A 13,504-nucleotide genomic window follows, 5' to 3' on the forward strand; every position below is an offset into this window, starting at 1 on the left:
CGCCCGGGACTCGTCCACTCGTGCTCAGTCCTCGTCGATCAGGTATCGGCTGTAGGCGCCCAGCGTGAGGAAGGTCGGGAACTCCTCCTGCAGGGCGACCTCGCGGAAGATCTCCGCTGCGTCGTCGTAGCGGTCGCCGTGGCTGCGGGTCGCCTGTGCGAGCACCTGGTCGATCAGCCCCTCGATGTACTCCGCCGTGATGGGGGTGCCGTCCTGCGTGGTGCGGTCCTGGTGGATCCACTGCCACACCTGTGAGCGGCTGATCTCCGCGGTCGCGGCATCCTCCATGAGGTTGTCGATCGCCACAGCGCCGAGCCCGCGCAGCCAGGCCTCCAGGTAGCGGATGGCGACCGACACGTTGTCCCGCACACCCTGGGCGGTGATCGGGCGGCCGATGTGCAGGTCGAGCAGGTCGCGCGCCTCCACGTGCACGTCGTCGCGCTGGCGGTCGACCTGGTTCGGGCGGTCGCCCAGCACGGCGTCGAACTCAGCCTGCGCCGTGGGGATCAGGTCGGGGTGCGCCACCCACGTGCCGTCGAAGCCGTCTCCGGCCTCGCGCTTCTTGTCGGCAGACACCTTCTCGACCGCACGCGCCGTCACCTCGGGGTCGCGGCGGTTCGGGATGAACGCACTCATGCCGCCGATCGCGAAGGCTCCGCGCTTGTGGCACGTCTGCACGAGCAGGTCGGTGTAGGCCCGCATGAACGGCACCGTCATCGTGACCTCGCTGCGGTCGGGGAGCACGAAGCGCGCCCCACGGCCACGGTAGTTCTTGATGATCGAGAAGATGTAGTCCCAGCGCCCGGCGTTCAGGCCCGCGCAGTGGTCGCGCAGCTCGTACAGGATCTCGTCCATCTCGAACGCGGCGGGCAGCGTCTCGATCAGCACGGTGGCGCGGATGGTGCCGTGCGGGATGCCGATGTACTCCTCGCTGAACGAGAAGACGTCGTCCCACAGCTTCGCCTCTTCGCTCGACTCCAGCTTCGCGATGTAGAAGTACGGGCCTCGCCCGGCCTCGATCAGCGCCTGTGCGTTGTGCAGGAAGTAGAGACCGAAGTCGACCAGCGACCCGGATGCCGAGGTGCGACGGCCGGCCCGGTCGATGAAGGCGACGTGCTTCTCGGGCAGGTGCCAGCCGCGGGGGCGCATCACGATCGTGGGCGTGCGCTCCGCGGTGACGCGGTACTCCTTGCCGGGTCCGGATTCGGAGGCGGGGGCGGTGAAGGAGAGTTCTCCTCGGATCGCGTCCTTGAGGGAGAGCTGACCCTCGATGACGTTCTTCCAGGTGGGGCTCGTGGCGTCCTCCTGGTCGGCGAGCCAGACGCGGGCGCCGGAGTTGAGCGCGTTGATGGTCATCTTCGGGTCGGTGGGTCCGGTGATCTCCACGCGGCGGTCCTCGAGGCCGGGCCCGGCACCGGCGACCCGCCAGTCCCGGTCCTCGCGGATGTGGGCCGTGTCGTCGCGGAACTTCGGGTCGTGCCCGTTGCCGATCTCGAAGCGTCGGCGCATCCGGTCGGCGAGCCGGTCGTGACGGCGGGACGCGAACCGATGGTGCAGCTCGGTGAGGAAGGCGATCGCCTCAGGCGTGAGGATCTCCTCGTAGCGGTCGCGGATGGGGCCGGTGACCTCGATCGCCGGACCCTGCTGGGTCGTCTGGATCGGTGCCGTGGTGGTCGTGGGAGCGGTCATGATGAGTCCTTGTACGTCGGTGTCCTCATCCGCCGAGACCCACGGTGGTCGCCGAGACCCAACGCTGCAGACGATCGCGGCGGTGGGTCTCGACGGCGGGGATGGGTGTCGGCGAGACGGGAACGAAGTGGGGATCAGTGGAACTGCGCGGCTTCGGTGGAGCCGGCGAGGGCGAGCGTCGCGCTGTCGGGGTTGAGCGCGGTGGAGATGACGTCGAAGTAGCCGGTGCCCGCCTCGCGCTGGTGCTTGGTGGCGGTGTAGCCGTCCGCCTCTGCGGCGAACTCGGCCTCCTGCAGCTCGACGTAGGCGCTCATGGCGCGATCCGCGTAGCCGCGGGCGAGGTCGAACATCGAGTAGTTCAGGGCGTGGAATCCGGCCAGCGTGATGAACTGGAACTTGTAGCCCAGGTCAGCCAGCTCCTGCTGGAACGTCGCGATCTCGGCGTCCGACAGGTGCTTCTTCCAGTTGAAGCTCGGCGAGCAGTTGTAAGCCAGGAGCTTGCCGGGGAACTGTGCATGGATCGCCGCGGCGAACGAGCGGGCGAGCTCGATGTCGGGCTCTCCCGTCTCGACCCACAACAGGTCGGCGTAGGGGGCGAAGGCGAGGCCGCGGCTGATGACAGACTCCAGACCGGGGCGGATCCGGTAGAACCCCTCGGTGGTGCGCTCGCCGGTGGTGAACTGCTGGTCGCGCTCGTCGACGTCGCTGGTGAGCAGGTCGGCGGCGAGGGCATCGGTGCGGGCGATGATGACGGTCGGGACGCCGGCGACGTCAGCGGCGAGACGGGCCGCGTTCAGGGTGCGGATGTGCTGCTGGGTGGGCACGAGCACCTTGCCACCGAGGTGGCCGCACTTCTTCTCGCTCGCCAGCTGATCCTCCCAGTGGATGCCGGCGGCACCGGACTGGATGAGCGACTGCGCGAGTTCGTAAGCGTTCAGCGGTCCGCCGAAGCCGGCCTCGGCGTCGGCGACGATCGGGGCCAGCCAATCCTGCGTGGTCTCACCCTCGGCGTGCTCCAGCTGATCCTGGCGGATGAGCGCGTTGTTGATGCGGCGCACGACCGCCGGCACCGAGTTCGCGGGGTACAGCGACTGGTCGGGGTAGGTCTGACCGGCGAGGTTGCCGTCGGCGGCGACCTGCCATCCGGAGAGATAGATGGCTTTGAGGCCGGCCCGCACCTGCTGCACGGCCTGACCTCCGGTGTAGGCGCCGAGCGCCCGGACGTAGTCCTCGGTGTGCAAGAGGTTCCAGAGGTTGTCGGCCCCGCGGTGAGCGAGCGTGGCCTCTTCGCGAACCGATCCACGGATGCGGATCACATCCTCGGCCGTGTAGGTGCGCTCGACACCGTCCCACCGGGGATCGGTATCCCAGATCTCCTGGAGCTCGGCTGCCGTCTGAACCTGGTCGCCGGCTCGCAGACCGGCGGGGCGGGGCGTCGGGGTGTTGGCGGTGTTCGTCATGGTGTCTCCTCGGTGGATCCGGCTGCGGTGCCGGAGTGGCGTGGTTCCACTGTGAGTGAAGTTCACGAGCTTGGCCGACCGATTCCGGGGAGAAGATCGGTCGAAATTCTGTTTCTGTGACAGAATCGCCCGCATGAGCACCATCGACGCTGCAGAAGAGACCGACGCCCTCACGATCGGCCGCCGCATCCGCCAGCTCCGTACGGCGAAGGGGATGACCCTCGACGACCTCGCCTCCGCCGTCGACCGGGCGCCGAGTCAGATGTCGATGATCGAGACCGGCAAGCGCGAGCCGAAGCTCACGCAGCTGCAGGCGATCGCCCGGGCTCTCGGGGTCACGATCGACGCGCTGCTGGAAGGCGAGCCGCTCGACGAACGCAGCGCGGTCGAGATCGCCCTGGAGCGGGCGATGAAGGGCCAGACGTTCCAGGCCCTGGGCATCGAGCCGTTCCGCATCGCGAAGAGTCTGCCCACGGATGCGCTGAAGGCGCTGCTCGCTCTGCACGGCGAGATCGACAGGCTCAAGGACGAGCGGGCCGCGACGCCCGAAGAAGCTCGCCGGGCGAACGTCGAGCTGCGGCACCTGATGCGGCGGCAGGACAACCACTTCGCCGACCTCGAGACGAAGGCCGCCGAGATCCTCGCCGCGGTCGGTCACCCCGGCGGCCCGCTGACGCAGCGCACCGCATCCGAGATCGCCGCCTACCTGGGCTTCACCCTGCACTACGCCCCCGACCTGCCGCAGACCACTCGCAGCGTCGCCGACCTCGCCAACGGCAGGCTCTACCTCTCCAGCAGTGTGCCGGCGAAGGGCGATGCCCGCACCGCGGTGCTGCAGGCGCTGTCGAGTCGCATCCTCGGGCACTCCGAACCACGCAGCTACGCCGAGTTCCTGCGTCAGCGCGTCGAGACGAACTACCTCACCGGCGCCCTGCTCATCCCGGAGGCGCACGTCGTCCCCGCCTTGAAGGACGCCAAGCAGCGGAGGGCGATCTCGATAGAAGACCTGCGCGACGGATACTCGGTGTCGTACGAGACGGCGGCGCACCGCTTCACGAACCTCGCGACCCGGCACCTCGACATCCCGGTGCACTTCCTCAAAGTGCACGAGTCGGGCACCATCACCAAGGCGTACGAGAACGACGACGTGAACTTCCCGACCGACCGGCTCGGGGCCATCGAGGGGCAGATGTGCTGCCGCCGGTGGACCTCGCGCGTGGTGTTCGACGAGGACGACCGCTTCAACCCCTACTACCAGTACACCGATACCGGCAACGGCACTTACTGGTGCACCGCGCGGGTGGAGTCGTCGAGCGAAGGGCTGCACTCGGTGAGCGTGGGCGTGCGCTTCGACGACACGAAGTGGTTCGTGGGTCGCGACACCTCGCACCGCGGCGTGTCGAAGCACTCGGTCGAGGTGTGCTGTCGTCGGGCTCCCGCGGACCTGGAGGACCGCTGGCGCGAGAACTCCTGGCCCAATGTGAAGACTCCTCGCACACTGCTGGCGACTCTGCCCACAGGAGCCTTCCCGGGCGTCGACACCACCGACGTGTACGAGTTCCTGGAGGCCCACGCACCGCGGTGAGACCCCGGTCGATACGCTCAGTCGATGAGCAGCGACGTCTTCCCCGGTCCGTTCGGCCCGATGCCCGAGGCAGGGTCCGCCGCGATCATGTGGATGCCGTCGCCGTCGGATGCGCGGAGATCGGTGCGGTTCGTCGACGGCTTCGAACTGTTCGCCGGGTTCGCCCGGAGTCAGGGCGCGGACCCGAATCTCCTGGCCGACGACCTCGCGGCGACGTGGGATTTCGTGGCCGCGCATCATGCGATCCTCGACAGCGCCGACCTGGCCGCTGCGGCGGCGCGTTTCGTGGGCAACGTCATCGCCATGGTGCATCCGGCAGCGACATGGCGGATGGCGGCCGAGCCCGAGATAGGGACGAACACCCTCTCCATCCCGGTCGAGGCGCTCGTGCAGGGGATGGTGCGGCAGCCCGACCAGCGCGAAGCCTTCCTGCGGATGATCGAGTCGTGGGATCAGGACGACCTCGACGACCAGGAGGTGAGGGCGCTGTCCGCCGAGGCGCCCGAGCGCACCGCCGTGCTCCCTGCGAGCGCCTACGTCCGTCCCGCTCTCCCGCTCCTGCTCTTCCGCGACGACCGGGGCGAGGTCATCCGCTACGGACGCCGCTGGTCCGAGGGTGCCCCGCCGGAGGAGGCCTACTCCCGGGAATCGCACCCGGAGCGCTTCGAACCGTTGCTTCTCGTGGTCGAAGCCCTCGTCGAACACCTTCGTGCCGGGTACGAAGTCGAGGTGCGGCGTGAGCGCGATGAGGGAGGTGCCGAATGCATCGTGCTCGACCCCGCGGTCGGAGCGGCGATCAGCATCGCTCCGATGCCTCCCGTCGTCCGCGTCGAAGCCGGGGCGCTCTTCCATGCGATCGTCCCGTTGTGCGTGTGCGACGCCTGCGACGAGACTGCCGAAAGCGCGGCGGACGAGATGGAGCGGATCGTGCTGTCCGTCGCCTCAGGCGGGTTCCGGGAGAAGTACCCCGTCGGGCGACGCGCCTGGCTGTACACGGAGGTGCGGTCCCCCGACGGGGAGCGTCGGGAGACCGCCGCGGGTCCGGCCCCGGAGCTGACCGCGGACGAGCGGGAGCGCGTGACGTCGCTGTTGAGCGGACTCGATGGCGGCTGGTGGCCGGCCTGGCCCCTCCGCTCGACCTCGGTCTGACCTCCGGTCTCCGCTGTCCTCATGGGCGGAGGCATGGTGCGCCCGTCATGCCGTTCGTCAAAACTTAGTTTGATCTTGCTTAGTCAAGATTGACTATGTTACTTTCATCGAGCCATCAACGACGAACGGCCGAGAAGGGACCCTCATGGCTACTTCCCCTGCGGAAACCCGATTCCGCATCACTGCCACCCTGACGTGCGTTCTCGCCGCCACGCTGACGCTCGGAGCATGCTCCGCGCAGACGCCAGGCGGCGATACCGCCCCCACGAGTGCGAACGACAGCGACGCCTGCAAGCGGAATCAGGATGCCGGCACCATCACCTACATCTCCGGTTACGGCTACTCCGCCAGCGCCGGTCAGCTCGATGTGTTCCTCGCCGAGGAGCTGGGCTACTTCGACGATCTGTGCCTCGATGTCGAGATCAACGCCTCAGGGGCGAACGGGCAGCAGCTCGTGGCTTCGGGGCAGGCGCAGTTCACCGCGCTCGGCTCCGCGTCCGATGTGATGCTGGCGGCCGCCAACAGCAAGAACCTCACGGCGGTCGCCACCTACGGCACCACCCCGCCGTTCTCCATCTTCGGCAACGAGAAGCTCGAGAGCCTCAAGGACCTCGAGGGCGGATCGCTCGGGTACTTCATCAACCTGACACCGATCGCCTCGGCCATGCTCGACGAAGCCGGGGTCGACGTCTCGAAGGTCGAGATGGTGAAGATGACCAACTACGACCCGACCGTCGTGGTGCGCGAGCAGGTCGACGCGATCGTCGGCTACGCCTCGAACCAGCCCCAGTCGCTCAAGGCACAGGGCATGCCGTTCAGCGAGTTCCTCCCCTCCGACCTCGGCGTCGAGGGCACGTACAACGTGATGGAGGTCAACTCCCGGTTCCTCGATGAGCACCGCGAGGTCGCCGCCGACTTCATGCGCGCGAGCCTCAAGGCGCTCCAGTACTGCCTCGACGAATCCGATGCGTGCATCGACAAGCTGGCGAAGCTGGCCGAGGACAACGGGCAGGGAGCCGCGTTCCCGCGCGAGCAGCTCGCCCGCACGTGGGAGGTGGAGTCCGCCTGGGTGCGCGAGAGTGCCGGCGGCAACCCCGGCGTGCAGAACGAGTCCATGTGGGAGCCCGAGTACGCCCTCGTGAAGAAGTACGGCGACGTCAAGGAGCTGCCCGCGATCGCCGACATGATGGACGCCGACCTGGTCGCCGACCTCTACGACGGTGACACCCTGATCTGGAAGGAGAAGTGATGACGGTCGCACACGGTGCCGGCGTCGAGGTCAGGAACGTCTCGAAGTCCTTCGGCGTCGACGGCGCGAAGGTCACCGTGCTCGATGACGTGAGTCTCACGATCGGGATGGGCGAGTTCGTCTCGGTGATCGGGCCCAGCGGTTGCGGGAAGTCCACGCTGCTCAAGGTGGTCGCCGGGCTCCTCGACGCCGACTCCGGCACCGTCACGATCGACGGCGAGAGCGTCAGGGCGGCCTCGCGTGACAAGAAGATCGGACTCGTGCCGCAGTCTCCGGCGCTGCTGCCGTGGAAGACGGTGCGCGAGAACGTCGAGCTCCCCGTGCGGATCAACCGCGGGGCCAACGGCGACCGTGCGCTCCGCGACCCGGCCGAGCTGCTGTCGACCTTCGGCCTCGGCCATGCGCTGAAGAAGTACCCGGGGCAGCTCTCCGGGGGTATGCAGCAGCGCGCCGCGATCGCCAGGGCGTTCGTGTTCGACCCGGCGATCATGCTGATGGACGAGCCGTTCTCCGCCCTCGACGAGATGAACCGGGACCTGCAGCGGATCGCTCTGCTGGACTTCTGGCAGTCGAACCGCAAGGCCGTGATGTTCGTCACGCACTCCGTGCCGGAGGCGATCATGCTCTCCGACCGCATCGTGGTCATGGCCGCGCACCCCGGACGCATCGCCCAGGTGATCGACGTGAACCTGCCGCGACCGCGTACCGAAGAGGCCTACGCGACGGACGAGTTCCGCGAACTGGAAGCAGTCGTGCGCGGTGCGCTGCGCGCGCAGACGGAGAAGGCCCATGTCTGAGCTGACGATGAGAGACACCACCGCGACGATCGCGACCGCCCGTCTGAAGGGCCAGCCCCGCAGCGGCGCTCCCTCCTGGCTGCGGTGGGGATCGTGGGGCCCCACCCTGATCACCTTCGTGATCGCCGCGCTGCTGTGGCAGCTGGTGGCCTGGACCAATCCGTATGTTCTCCCGACGCTGGAGGCGATCGGTACCAGCCTCGTCGACGACGCCGGCATGTACTGGTCGAACTTCCTCGTCACGCTGCTCGAGGTCGTGGTCGGTGCCTCCGCCGGCATCCTCGCCGGGTTCCTCCTGGCTGTGGTGATGGCGGAGTTCCAGATCATCGAGCGGGCGGTCATGCCGCTCGTGATCATCGTGATGGTGACCCCCATCGTCGCGATCGCCCCGGCGCTGGTCGTGGCGTTCGGCTTCGGCATGGTGCCGAAGTTCATCGTGACCGGCCTCGTGGTGTTCTTCCCGATGCTCGTGAACTCCCTCGCCGGGCTCCGCGACGTCGACCAGAAGGCCATGGACGTGTTCAAGACGCTGCATGCCTCGCGGTGGGAGATCTTCCGCGAACTGCGCTTCCCCGGCAGCATGCCGTACGTGTTCGCCGGCCTCCGCATCGCCCTGCCGCTCGCCGTGGTCGGCGCCGCGGTCGCCGAGTTCGTCGCGGCGGGGCAGCAGGCCGGCCTCGGCTCGCTCGTCACCACCTCGGCCGCCCAGGCGAACCTCCCCGTCACCTGGGCCAGCATCGCCCTGCTGTGCCTGCTCGGCGTGCTCCTCATCATCGTCCTCGCCCTGGTGCGCAAGCGCGTGCTCTGGTGGAGCGACGGCGAGGTCACGGCCAAGGGCTGACGCGGCGCCCGCCTCCCGGGACGGGATCCCCCACCCGTCCCGGGGTTCCTCCGGCGTGCCCGGAGAACAGCCCAGATCCACCCGAACCACCCACAAGGAAGGCACCCGCACATGACCGATCAGAACACCGTCAAACCGCTGCGTCTCGGCCTCTTCGAGAACGCGCAGGCGAACGACTCCGGCACCGCGACCTGGCGGCACCCCGACAACGGGCGCTACCTGTTCGACAAGCTCGAGTACTGGCGCGACACCGCGCGCATGGTCGAGGACGCCGGGTTCGACTTCCTTTTCCTCGCGGATGCCTGGGGCTGGGCCGACGTCGCGGGTGAACGCCCCGACATCTGCTCCGTCGAAGGCCTCGATCTGCCCCGGCTCGACCCGGCGATCATCCTTGCCGCACTCATCCCCGAGACCACGCGACTGGGGCTCGTCGCCACCGGATCCACGCTGCTCGAGCCGCCCTATTCCTTCGCCCGCCGCATGGCGACGCTCGACATCCTCTCGGGCGGACGCATCGGCTGGAACGTGGTCACCACGGGCACGGCCGACACCGCGGTGCAGGGCTTCGGTGTGCCGATGGTCGGCCACGACGAGCGCTACCTCATGGCCGACGACTTCATGCAGGTCGTCTACAAGCTGTGGGAGCAGGCCTGGGAGGAAGGCGCCCTGGAGCGCGACAAGGCCGGTCGCTTCGCCGACCCGTCCAAGGTGCACCGCATCGCGCACGACGGTCCCTATTTCCGCTCGCACGGCTACGGCAACACCTCGCGCTCGCCGCAGGGGACGCCGGTGCTGTTCCAGGCCGGGGCATCGCCCGCCGGTCGCGAGTTCGGCGGCAAGCACGGCGAGGCGATCTTCGTCGGCAGCGGTTCGGTCGAACAGCTCAGTGCGCACTCGAGTGCGATCCGCGAGGAGGCCGTCAAGAACGGTCGCGGGGCCGACGAGGTCAAGATCATGTCGGCGTTCGCCGCGGTCGTCGGCAGCACCGAGGAGGAGGCCCGGCGCAAGTATGCCGAGGTCGCCGACGCGCAGAACCCCGATGTCACGGTCGCCTCCTACGCATGGTTCACCGGTCTCGACCTCTCGGCGTACGCGCCGAACACGCCGATGTCGGAGCTCAGCACCGAACTCTCGCAGACGCAGGTCGCCCGCTTCGCGGACAAGACCGTCGGCGATGTGCTGGGGGATTGGCACGCGCACGGCGTCGGAGCCCGCCCCATCGTCGGCACCCCGGAGCAGGTCGCTGACCGGATGATCGAGCTCGCCGACGGCGCCGACCTCGACGGGTTCCTGTTCGCCCCCGTCATCCCGCCGGCCTCGACCGTCGACTTCATCGAGCACGTGCTGCCGATCCTCAAGGAGCGCGGCGCGATCGCGGAGCCCTCGTCCGAGCCGCAGTCGCTGCGCGAGCGCCTGATCGGCACGCCCACCCCGGCGCTCGCCGAGTCGCACACGGGCTCGCAGTACCGGCGGACGATGTCGCGTGTCTGACACCCTCGCCGGCGTCGCCGTGGTGGGGAGCGCGAACCTCGATCTCGTGGTCGAGGTCTCGCGCCCTCCGCTCGTCGGTGAGACGCTCCTTGGCCGTGCCGGTGGTCGCTTCTCGGGCGGCAAGGGCCTGAACCAGGCCGTCGCCTCCGCCCGCAGCGGGGCGTCCACGCGGTTCTGCGGGGTCGTCGGAACGGACGAGGCCGGCGACGTGCTGCAGCGGACGCTGGCGGATGCCGGAGTAGAGGCGGCCCTGCGCCGAAGCGCCGTCGCCCCGACCGGTGTCGCCCATGTGCTGGCCTTCGACGACGGGGACAACAGCATCATCGTGGCGGCCGGCGCGAACGGGGAGCTCGGCGCCGATGACGCGGTCGCCGGGGTCGAGGGCGCCGCGGTCGTCCTCGCTCAGCTGGAGATTCCTCTCGCGAGCGTGGCGGCGGCGCTGCGGGCCGGCCGCGCAGCGGGAGCGCTCACGATCCTGAACGCCGCACCCGCACACGCGGCGACGATCGGGATGCTCGCCGACGTCGATGTGCTGGTCGTGAACGAGACCGAGTGCGCCGAGCTCGGCGGCATCGACCGGCTGTACGCCGCCGGTGCCGGGCTGGTGGTCCTCACCCGAGGTGCCGGGGGAGTGACGCTGCACCGGGCCGGAGACGACCCGCTGCACGTCGACGCCTTCCGGATCGATCCGGTGGACACGACCGGCGCCGGTGACGCGTTCTGCGGGGCACTGGCAGCTGCGCTCGCTCAGGGGGCTGCCATCCAAGCGGCGCTGATCCGCGCCTGCGCTGCCGGCGCTGTCGTCGCCCAGCACCGCGGCGCGACGACGACTGCTCTCTCGCCCACCTCGATCGCGGCGCTCGTGGCGTCGCGCTGAGGTCAGTCCGAGGCGGCAGCGTCAGCCGTCGCCGCGCTCTCGGCCGTCTCGCCGGCGAAGGTGTACTCGCCGTCGCGCAGACGATCCAGCAGGTCGAGCAGCCACTGCTTCTCCGCAGTGAGACGCGCGGTGGAGAGGTCGAAGATCTCCCGCACGTACTTCGGGGTGGTCTCGGAGCGCAGGGTGTCCTGCACATCGAAGCCGTTCTGCGTGATGATCGCGTCGCTCTTGATGAGGCGGTGCTCGAGGCCGGCGATCACCTCCTGCCGGCTCAGCACGAACATGAACGAGGCCACGGTCATGATCGCCTGAGTGTCGAAGGCCGCCACGTTCCAGAGGTTCTCGCGCAGCATCCGCTGCAGCTCCACCTCGCCGGCCGGAGTGATGCGGTACGTCGTGCGGGCGGGGCGCTTGCCCTCGGCCTCGGTGCCGCTCTCGGCAATGTACCCGTCGACCTCGAGGGCACGCAGGGCGTTGTAGATCGATCCGGGCTGGATGTGCGCCCATTCGTCGACATGCCACGTCATGAGCTCGCGGCGGAGGAAGTATCCGTGCACGGGCTGGAACTGCTTCACGGCGCCGAGGACGACGAGGCGGGTGGTCGACATGACCCTCATGCTAACGGCTGGCCTCGCAGATTCCTGTTGTTTGCATGATCAAAGTTGCCTATTATCAATACTAGTCAAAGTTGACTAACGAAAGGAAGCCGAAATGACGACTGCCGTGACCGACGCCCTGCCGCGCGACCTCGCCCTCCGCCGGGCCTTCTCGGTGTATCCGACCGGTGTCGTGGCCCTCGCCGCGCACATCGACGATCGAGCCGTCGGGATGGCGGTCAACTCCTTCACCTCGATCTCGCTCGAACCTGCACTCGTCGCGATCAGCGCAGCCCGCACGTCGAAGACCTGGCCGGTGCTGCGCACGGTGCCCGAGCTCGGCATGAGCGTGCTCGCCGCGCACCATGAGCCACTCAGCCGCTCGCTCTCGGCGCGTGAGGGCGACCGGTTCGGCGGACACGAGTGGCAGCGCACCGACGGGGGAGCCGTGCTGATCGCGGATGCGGCGCTCTGGCTCACCTGCCGCCTGCACAGCACGTTCGACGGCGGGGATCACGAGATCGCCCTGTACGAGATCGCCGACGTCACGCTCTTCGACGATGTCGAGCCCCTGGTCTTCCACCAGAGCCGCTATCGGTCCATCGCCGCGCCCGAGAGCGCGTGAGCGCTCCGCCGCTCGGGGCGATCGTCGGAATGGTCGTCCCGGGTGACGGTCGGGGGCGTGAGCTCGGCTTCCCGACGGCGAACCTGGAAATGGACGAGGGAGACCTCCCTGAGGACGGGATCTACGCGGCCTGGGCGCGGATCGACGACGATCAGCCGCTCTGGGCGGCGAGCGTGAGCGTCGGTGCGAATCCGACGTTCGACGGCGACCGTGCGCGACGTGTCGAGGTGCACCTCCACGATGCGGATCTCGACCTGTACGGCCGGCGCTTGTTCGTGACCCTCGTTGCACTCGTGCGCCCGACCCTGCGCTTCGACGGCGTCGACGCGCTGATCGCGCAGACCGCCGAAGACGTCATCCGCTGCCGAGCGCTGCTGGCTGATCGCGCTCGGGTCCGCTCCTGACCCCCTGCTCCGGTCGCAGTTGCTGCCGTTCAGAAGCCGCGCGGGCGGTACGAAGCGCGACCGGAGGCGTCGGAGCCGGGGAGGCTAGACCGCGTTCCAGCGCAGGCGCGGATCCGCGAGGAACTCCGTGAGGGGGATGGTCGCATCGGCGACCGGGAACATCGTGACCAGCAGCGGGGTGGTGCCTGCGGTCGGCGCGACCGCGTAGGCGAGAGCGGTCGGGCCCTGCACTGCACCGAGGGCCAGCCTGGCCTCGCGGGCGTCGATCACCTGGGTCGCGCCGGCAGCGGGGGTGGCGAGGAGTGCGGATGCGGCGGCGGTCGCTCGCGCGAGCAGCGTCGGCCCCTCGCCCCAGGGGCGGAACGCGTCCGGAGGCAGGTGGCATGCCCGAGCCAGCGCGCCCTCGGTCCAGCGTTCGCGCTTGAGGCCGTAGGGCGTGGGCTCCAGCGACAGCAGGTAGCCGTAGCAGTGCAGCACTCCCGCGTTGCCGAGCGGCCAGTCTGCGGCGATGTCCGCGTGCCCGTGCAGTTCCTCGAACAGCGCGCGGGGGATGACCGCCGCACCCGTGTTCTCGTCGATCACCGACGACCGCCCCCACACGGCGAAGCGGCCGGCCGCGCGGTCGTCGCGGATCGCGGATGCCAGCCAGGGGAGCGCATGGAGGGCGGAGCGTGCACCGGCGTCGGATCCGTCGGCGGCGAGGTGCGCCGCATGCGTGAGCTGTTCGAGTTCGGACACGGC

General features: G+C 69.0%; 13 protein-coding genes. 9 read left to right on the forward strand and 4 right to left on the reverse strand.

Annotation, left to right across the window (positions count from 1 at the left end; all coding sequences use genetic code 11):
- Positions 1–24 precede the first annotated feature (24 nt).
- On the reverse strand, positions 25–1,689 hold the full coding sequence (gene aceB / locus ILP86_RS03930) for a malate synthase A (protein ID WP_193761401.1): 1,665 nt from the start codon (positions 1,687–1,689) through the stop codon (positions 25–27).
- Positions 1,690–1,823: 134 nt separating this feature from the next.
- A complete protein-coding gene (aceA, locus tag ILP86_RS03935; protein ID WP_046747843.1) occupies positions 1,824–3,149 on the reverse strand; it encodes an isocitrate lyase in 1,326 nt (441 codons plus the stop codon).
- A gap of 133 nt (positions 3,150–3,282) precedes the next feature.
- Here aceA and ILP86_RS03940 point away from each other — a divergent pair, with 133 nt between their 5' ends.
- The 7 genes from ILP86_RS03940 (at position 3,283) to ILP86_RS03970 (ending at position 11,138) form a co-directional block, all read left to right on the forward strand.
- Positions 3,283–4,734 (forward strand): helix-turn-helix domain-containing protein, encoded by a 1,452-nt coding sequence (locus tag ILP86_RS03940; protein ID WP_046747844.1) that lies wholly within the window; start codon positions 3,283–3,285, stop codon positions 4,732–4,734.
- 24 nt (positions 4,735–4,758) lie between these two features.
- A complete protein-coding gene (locus ILP86_RS03945) occupies positions 4,759–5,883 on the forward strand; it encodes a DUF6226 family protein (RefSeq protein ID WP_193761402.1) in 1,125 nt (374 codons plus the stop codon).
- 145 nt (positions 5,884–6,028) lie between these two features.
- Complete coding sequence (locus ILP86_RS03950; RefSeq protein WP_193761403.1) at positions 6,029–7,132, forward strand: ABC transporter substrate-binding protein; 1,104 nt, start codon at positions 6,029–6,031, stop codon at positions 7,130–7,132.
- Complete coding sequence (locus ILP86_RS03955) at positions 7,132–7,929, forward strand: ABC transporter ATP-binding protein (protein WP_017201539.1); 798 nt, start codon at positions 7,132–7,134, stop codon at positions 7,927–7,929. The genes ILP86_RS03950 and ILP86_RS03955 overlap by 1 nt, the downstream gene beginning before the upstream one ends.
- Positions 7,922–8,770, forward strand: coding sequence for an ABC transporter permease (locus ILP86_RS03960; protein WP_193761404.1), 849 nt, complete (start codon positions 7,922–7,924; stop codon positions 8,768–8,770). Before ILP86_RS03955 ends, ILP86_RS03960 begins: the two co-directional genes overlap by 8 nt.
- Positions 8,771–8,881: 111 nt before the next feature.
- On the forward strand, positions 8,882–10,261 hold the full coding sequence (locus tag ILP86_RS03965) for an NtaA/DmoA family FMN-dependent monooxygenase (protein WP_058633055.1): 1,380 nt from the start codon (positions 8,882–8,884) through the stop codon (positions 10,259–10,261).
- Positions 10,254–11,138 (forward strand): PfkB family carbohydrate kinase, encoded by an 885-nt coding sequence (locus ILP86_RS03970; protein WP_046747849.1) that lies wholly within the window; start codon positions 10,254–10,256, stop codon positions 11,136–11,138. The genes ILP86_RS03965 and ILP86_RS03970 overlap by 8 nt, the downstream gene beginning before the upstream one ends.
- A gap of 2 nt (positions 11,139–11,140) precedes the next feature.
- On the opposite strand, the gene ILP86_RS03975 is transcribed toward ILP86_RS03970, so the two are convergent.
- Positions 11,141–11,746 carry a PadR family transcriptional regulator gene (locus ILP86_RS03975; protein ID WP_193761405.1) on the reverse strand — a complete coding sequence of 202 codons (606 nt, stop codon included), beginning with the start codon at positions 11,744–11,746 and terminating at the stop codon, positions 11,141–11,143.
- Between the two features lie 103 nt (positions 11,747–11,849).
- Here ILP86_RS03975 and ILP86_RS03980 point away from each other — a divergent pair, with 103 nt between their 5' ends.
- Positions 11,850–12,359 carry a flavin reductase family protein gene (locus ILP86_RS03980; RefSeq protein WP_058633058.1) on the forward strand — a complete coding sequence of 170 codons (510 nt, stop codon included), beginning with the start codon at positions 11,850–11,852 and terminating at the stop codon, positions 12,357–12,359.
- A complete protein-coding gene (locus tag ILP86_RS03985) occupies positions 12,356–12,763 on the forward strand; it encodes a riboflavin kinase (RefSeq protein WP_113681307.1) in 408 nt (135 codons plus the stop codon). The genes ILP86_RS03980 and ILP86_RS03985 overlap by 4 nt, the downstream gene beginning before the upstream one ends.
- Positions 12,764–12,847: 84 nt before the next feature.
- On the opposite strand, the gene ILP86_RS03990 is transcribed toward ILP86_RS03985, so the two are convergent.
- A complete protein-coding gene (locus ILP86_RS03990; RefSeq protein WP_227750905.1) occupies positions 12,848–13,501 on the reverse strand; it encodes an amino acid deaminase in 654 nt (217 codons plus the stop codon).
- Between the last annotated feature and the right edge of the window lie 3 nt (positions 13,502–13,504).

Origin of the sequence: Microbacterium sp. R1 (genome assembly GCF_015159725.1) — a bacterium.
GTDB lineage: Bacteria > Actinomycetota > Actinomycetes > Actinomycetales > Microbacteriaceae > Microbacterium > Microbacterium oxydans.

Coding starts and splice junctions, on each gene's coding strand:
- ILP86_RS03945 (WP_193761402.1), top strand. CDS start 4,759: ATGAGCAGCGACGTCTTCCCCGGTCCGTTCGGCCCGATGCCCGAGGCA.
- ILP86_RS03965 (WP_058633055.1), top strand. CDS start 8,882: ATGACCGATCAGAACACCGTCAAACCGCTGCGTCTCGGCCTCTTCGAG.
- aceB (WP_193761401.1), bottom strand. CDS start 1,689: ATGACCGCTCCCACGACCACCACGGCACCGATCCAGACGACCCAGCAG.
- ILP86_RS03955 (WP_017201539.1), top strand. CDS start 7,132: ATGACGGTCGCACACGGTGCCGGCGTCGAGGTCAGGAACGTCTCGAAG.
- ILP86_RS03940 (WP_046747844.1), top strand. CDS start 3,283: ATGAGCACCATCGACGCTGCAGAAGAGACCGACGCCCTCACGATCGGC.
- ILP86_RS03980 (WP_058633058.1), top strand. CDS start 11,850: ATGACGACTGCCGTGACCGACGCCCTGCCGCGCGACCTCGCCCTCCGC.
- ILP86_RS03975 (WP_193761405.1), bottom strand. CDS start 11,746: ATGTCGACCACCCGCCTCGTCGTCCTCGGCGCCGTGAAGCAGTTCCAG.
- aceA (WP_046747843.1), bottom strand. CDS start 3,149: ATGACGAACACCGCCAACACCCCGACGCCCCGCCCCGCCGGTCTGCGA.
- ILP86_RS03950 (WP_193761403.1), top strand. CDS start 6,029: ATGGCTACTTCCCCTGCGGAAACCCGATTCCGCATCACTGCCACCCTG.
- ILP86_RS03960 (WP_193761404.1), top strand. CDS start 7,922: ATGTCTGAGCTGACGATGAGAGACACCACCGCGACGATCGCGACCGCC.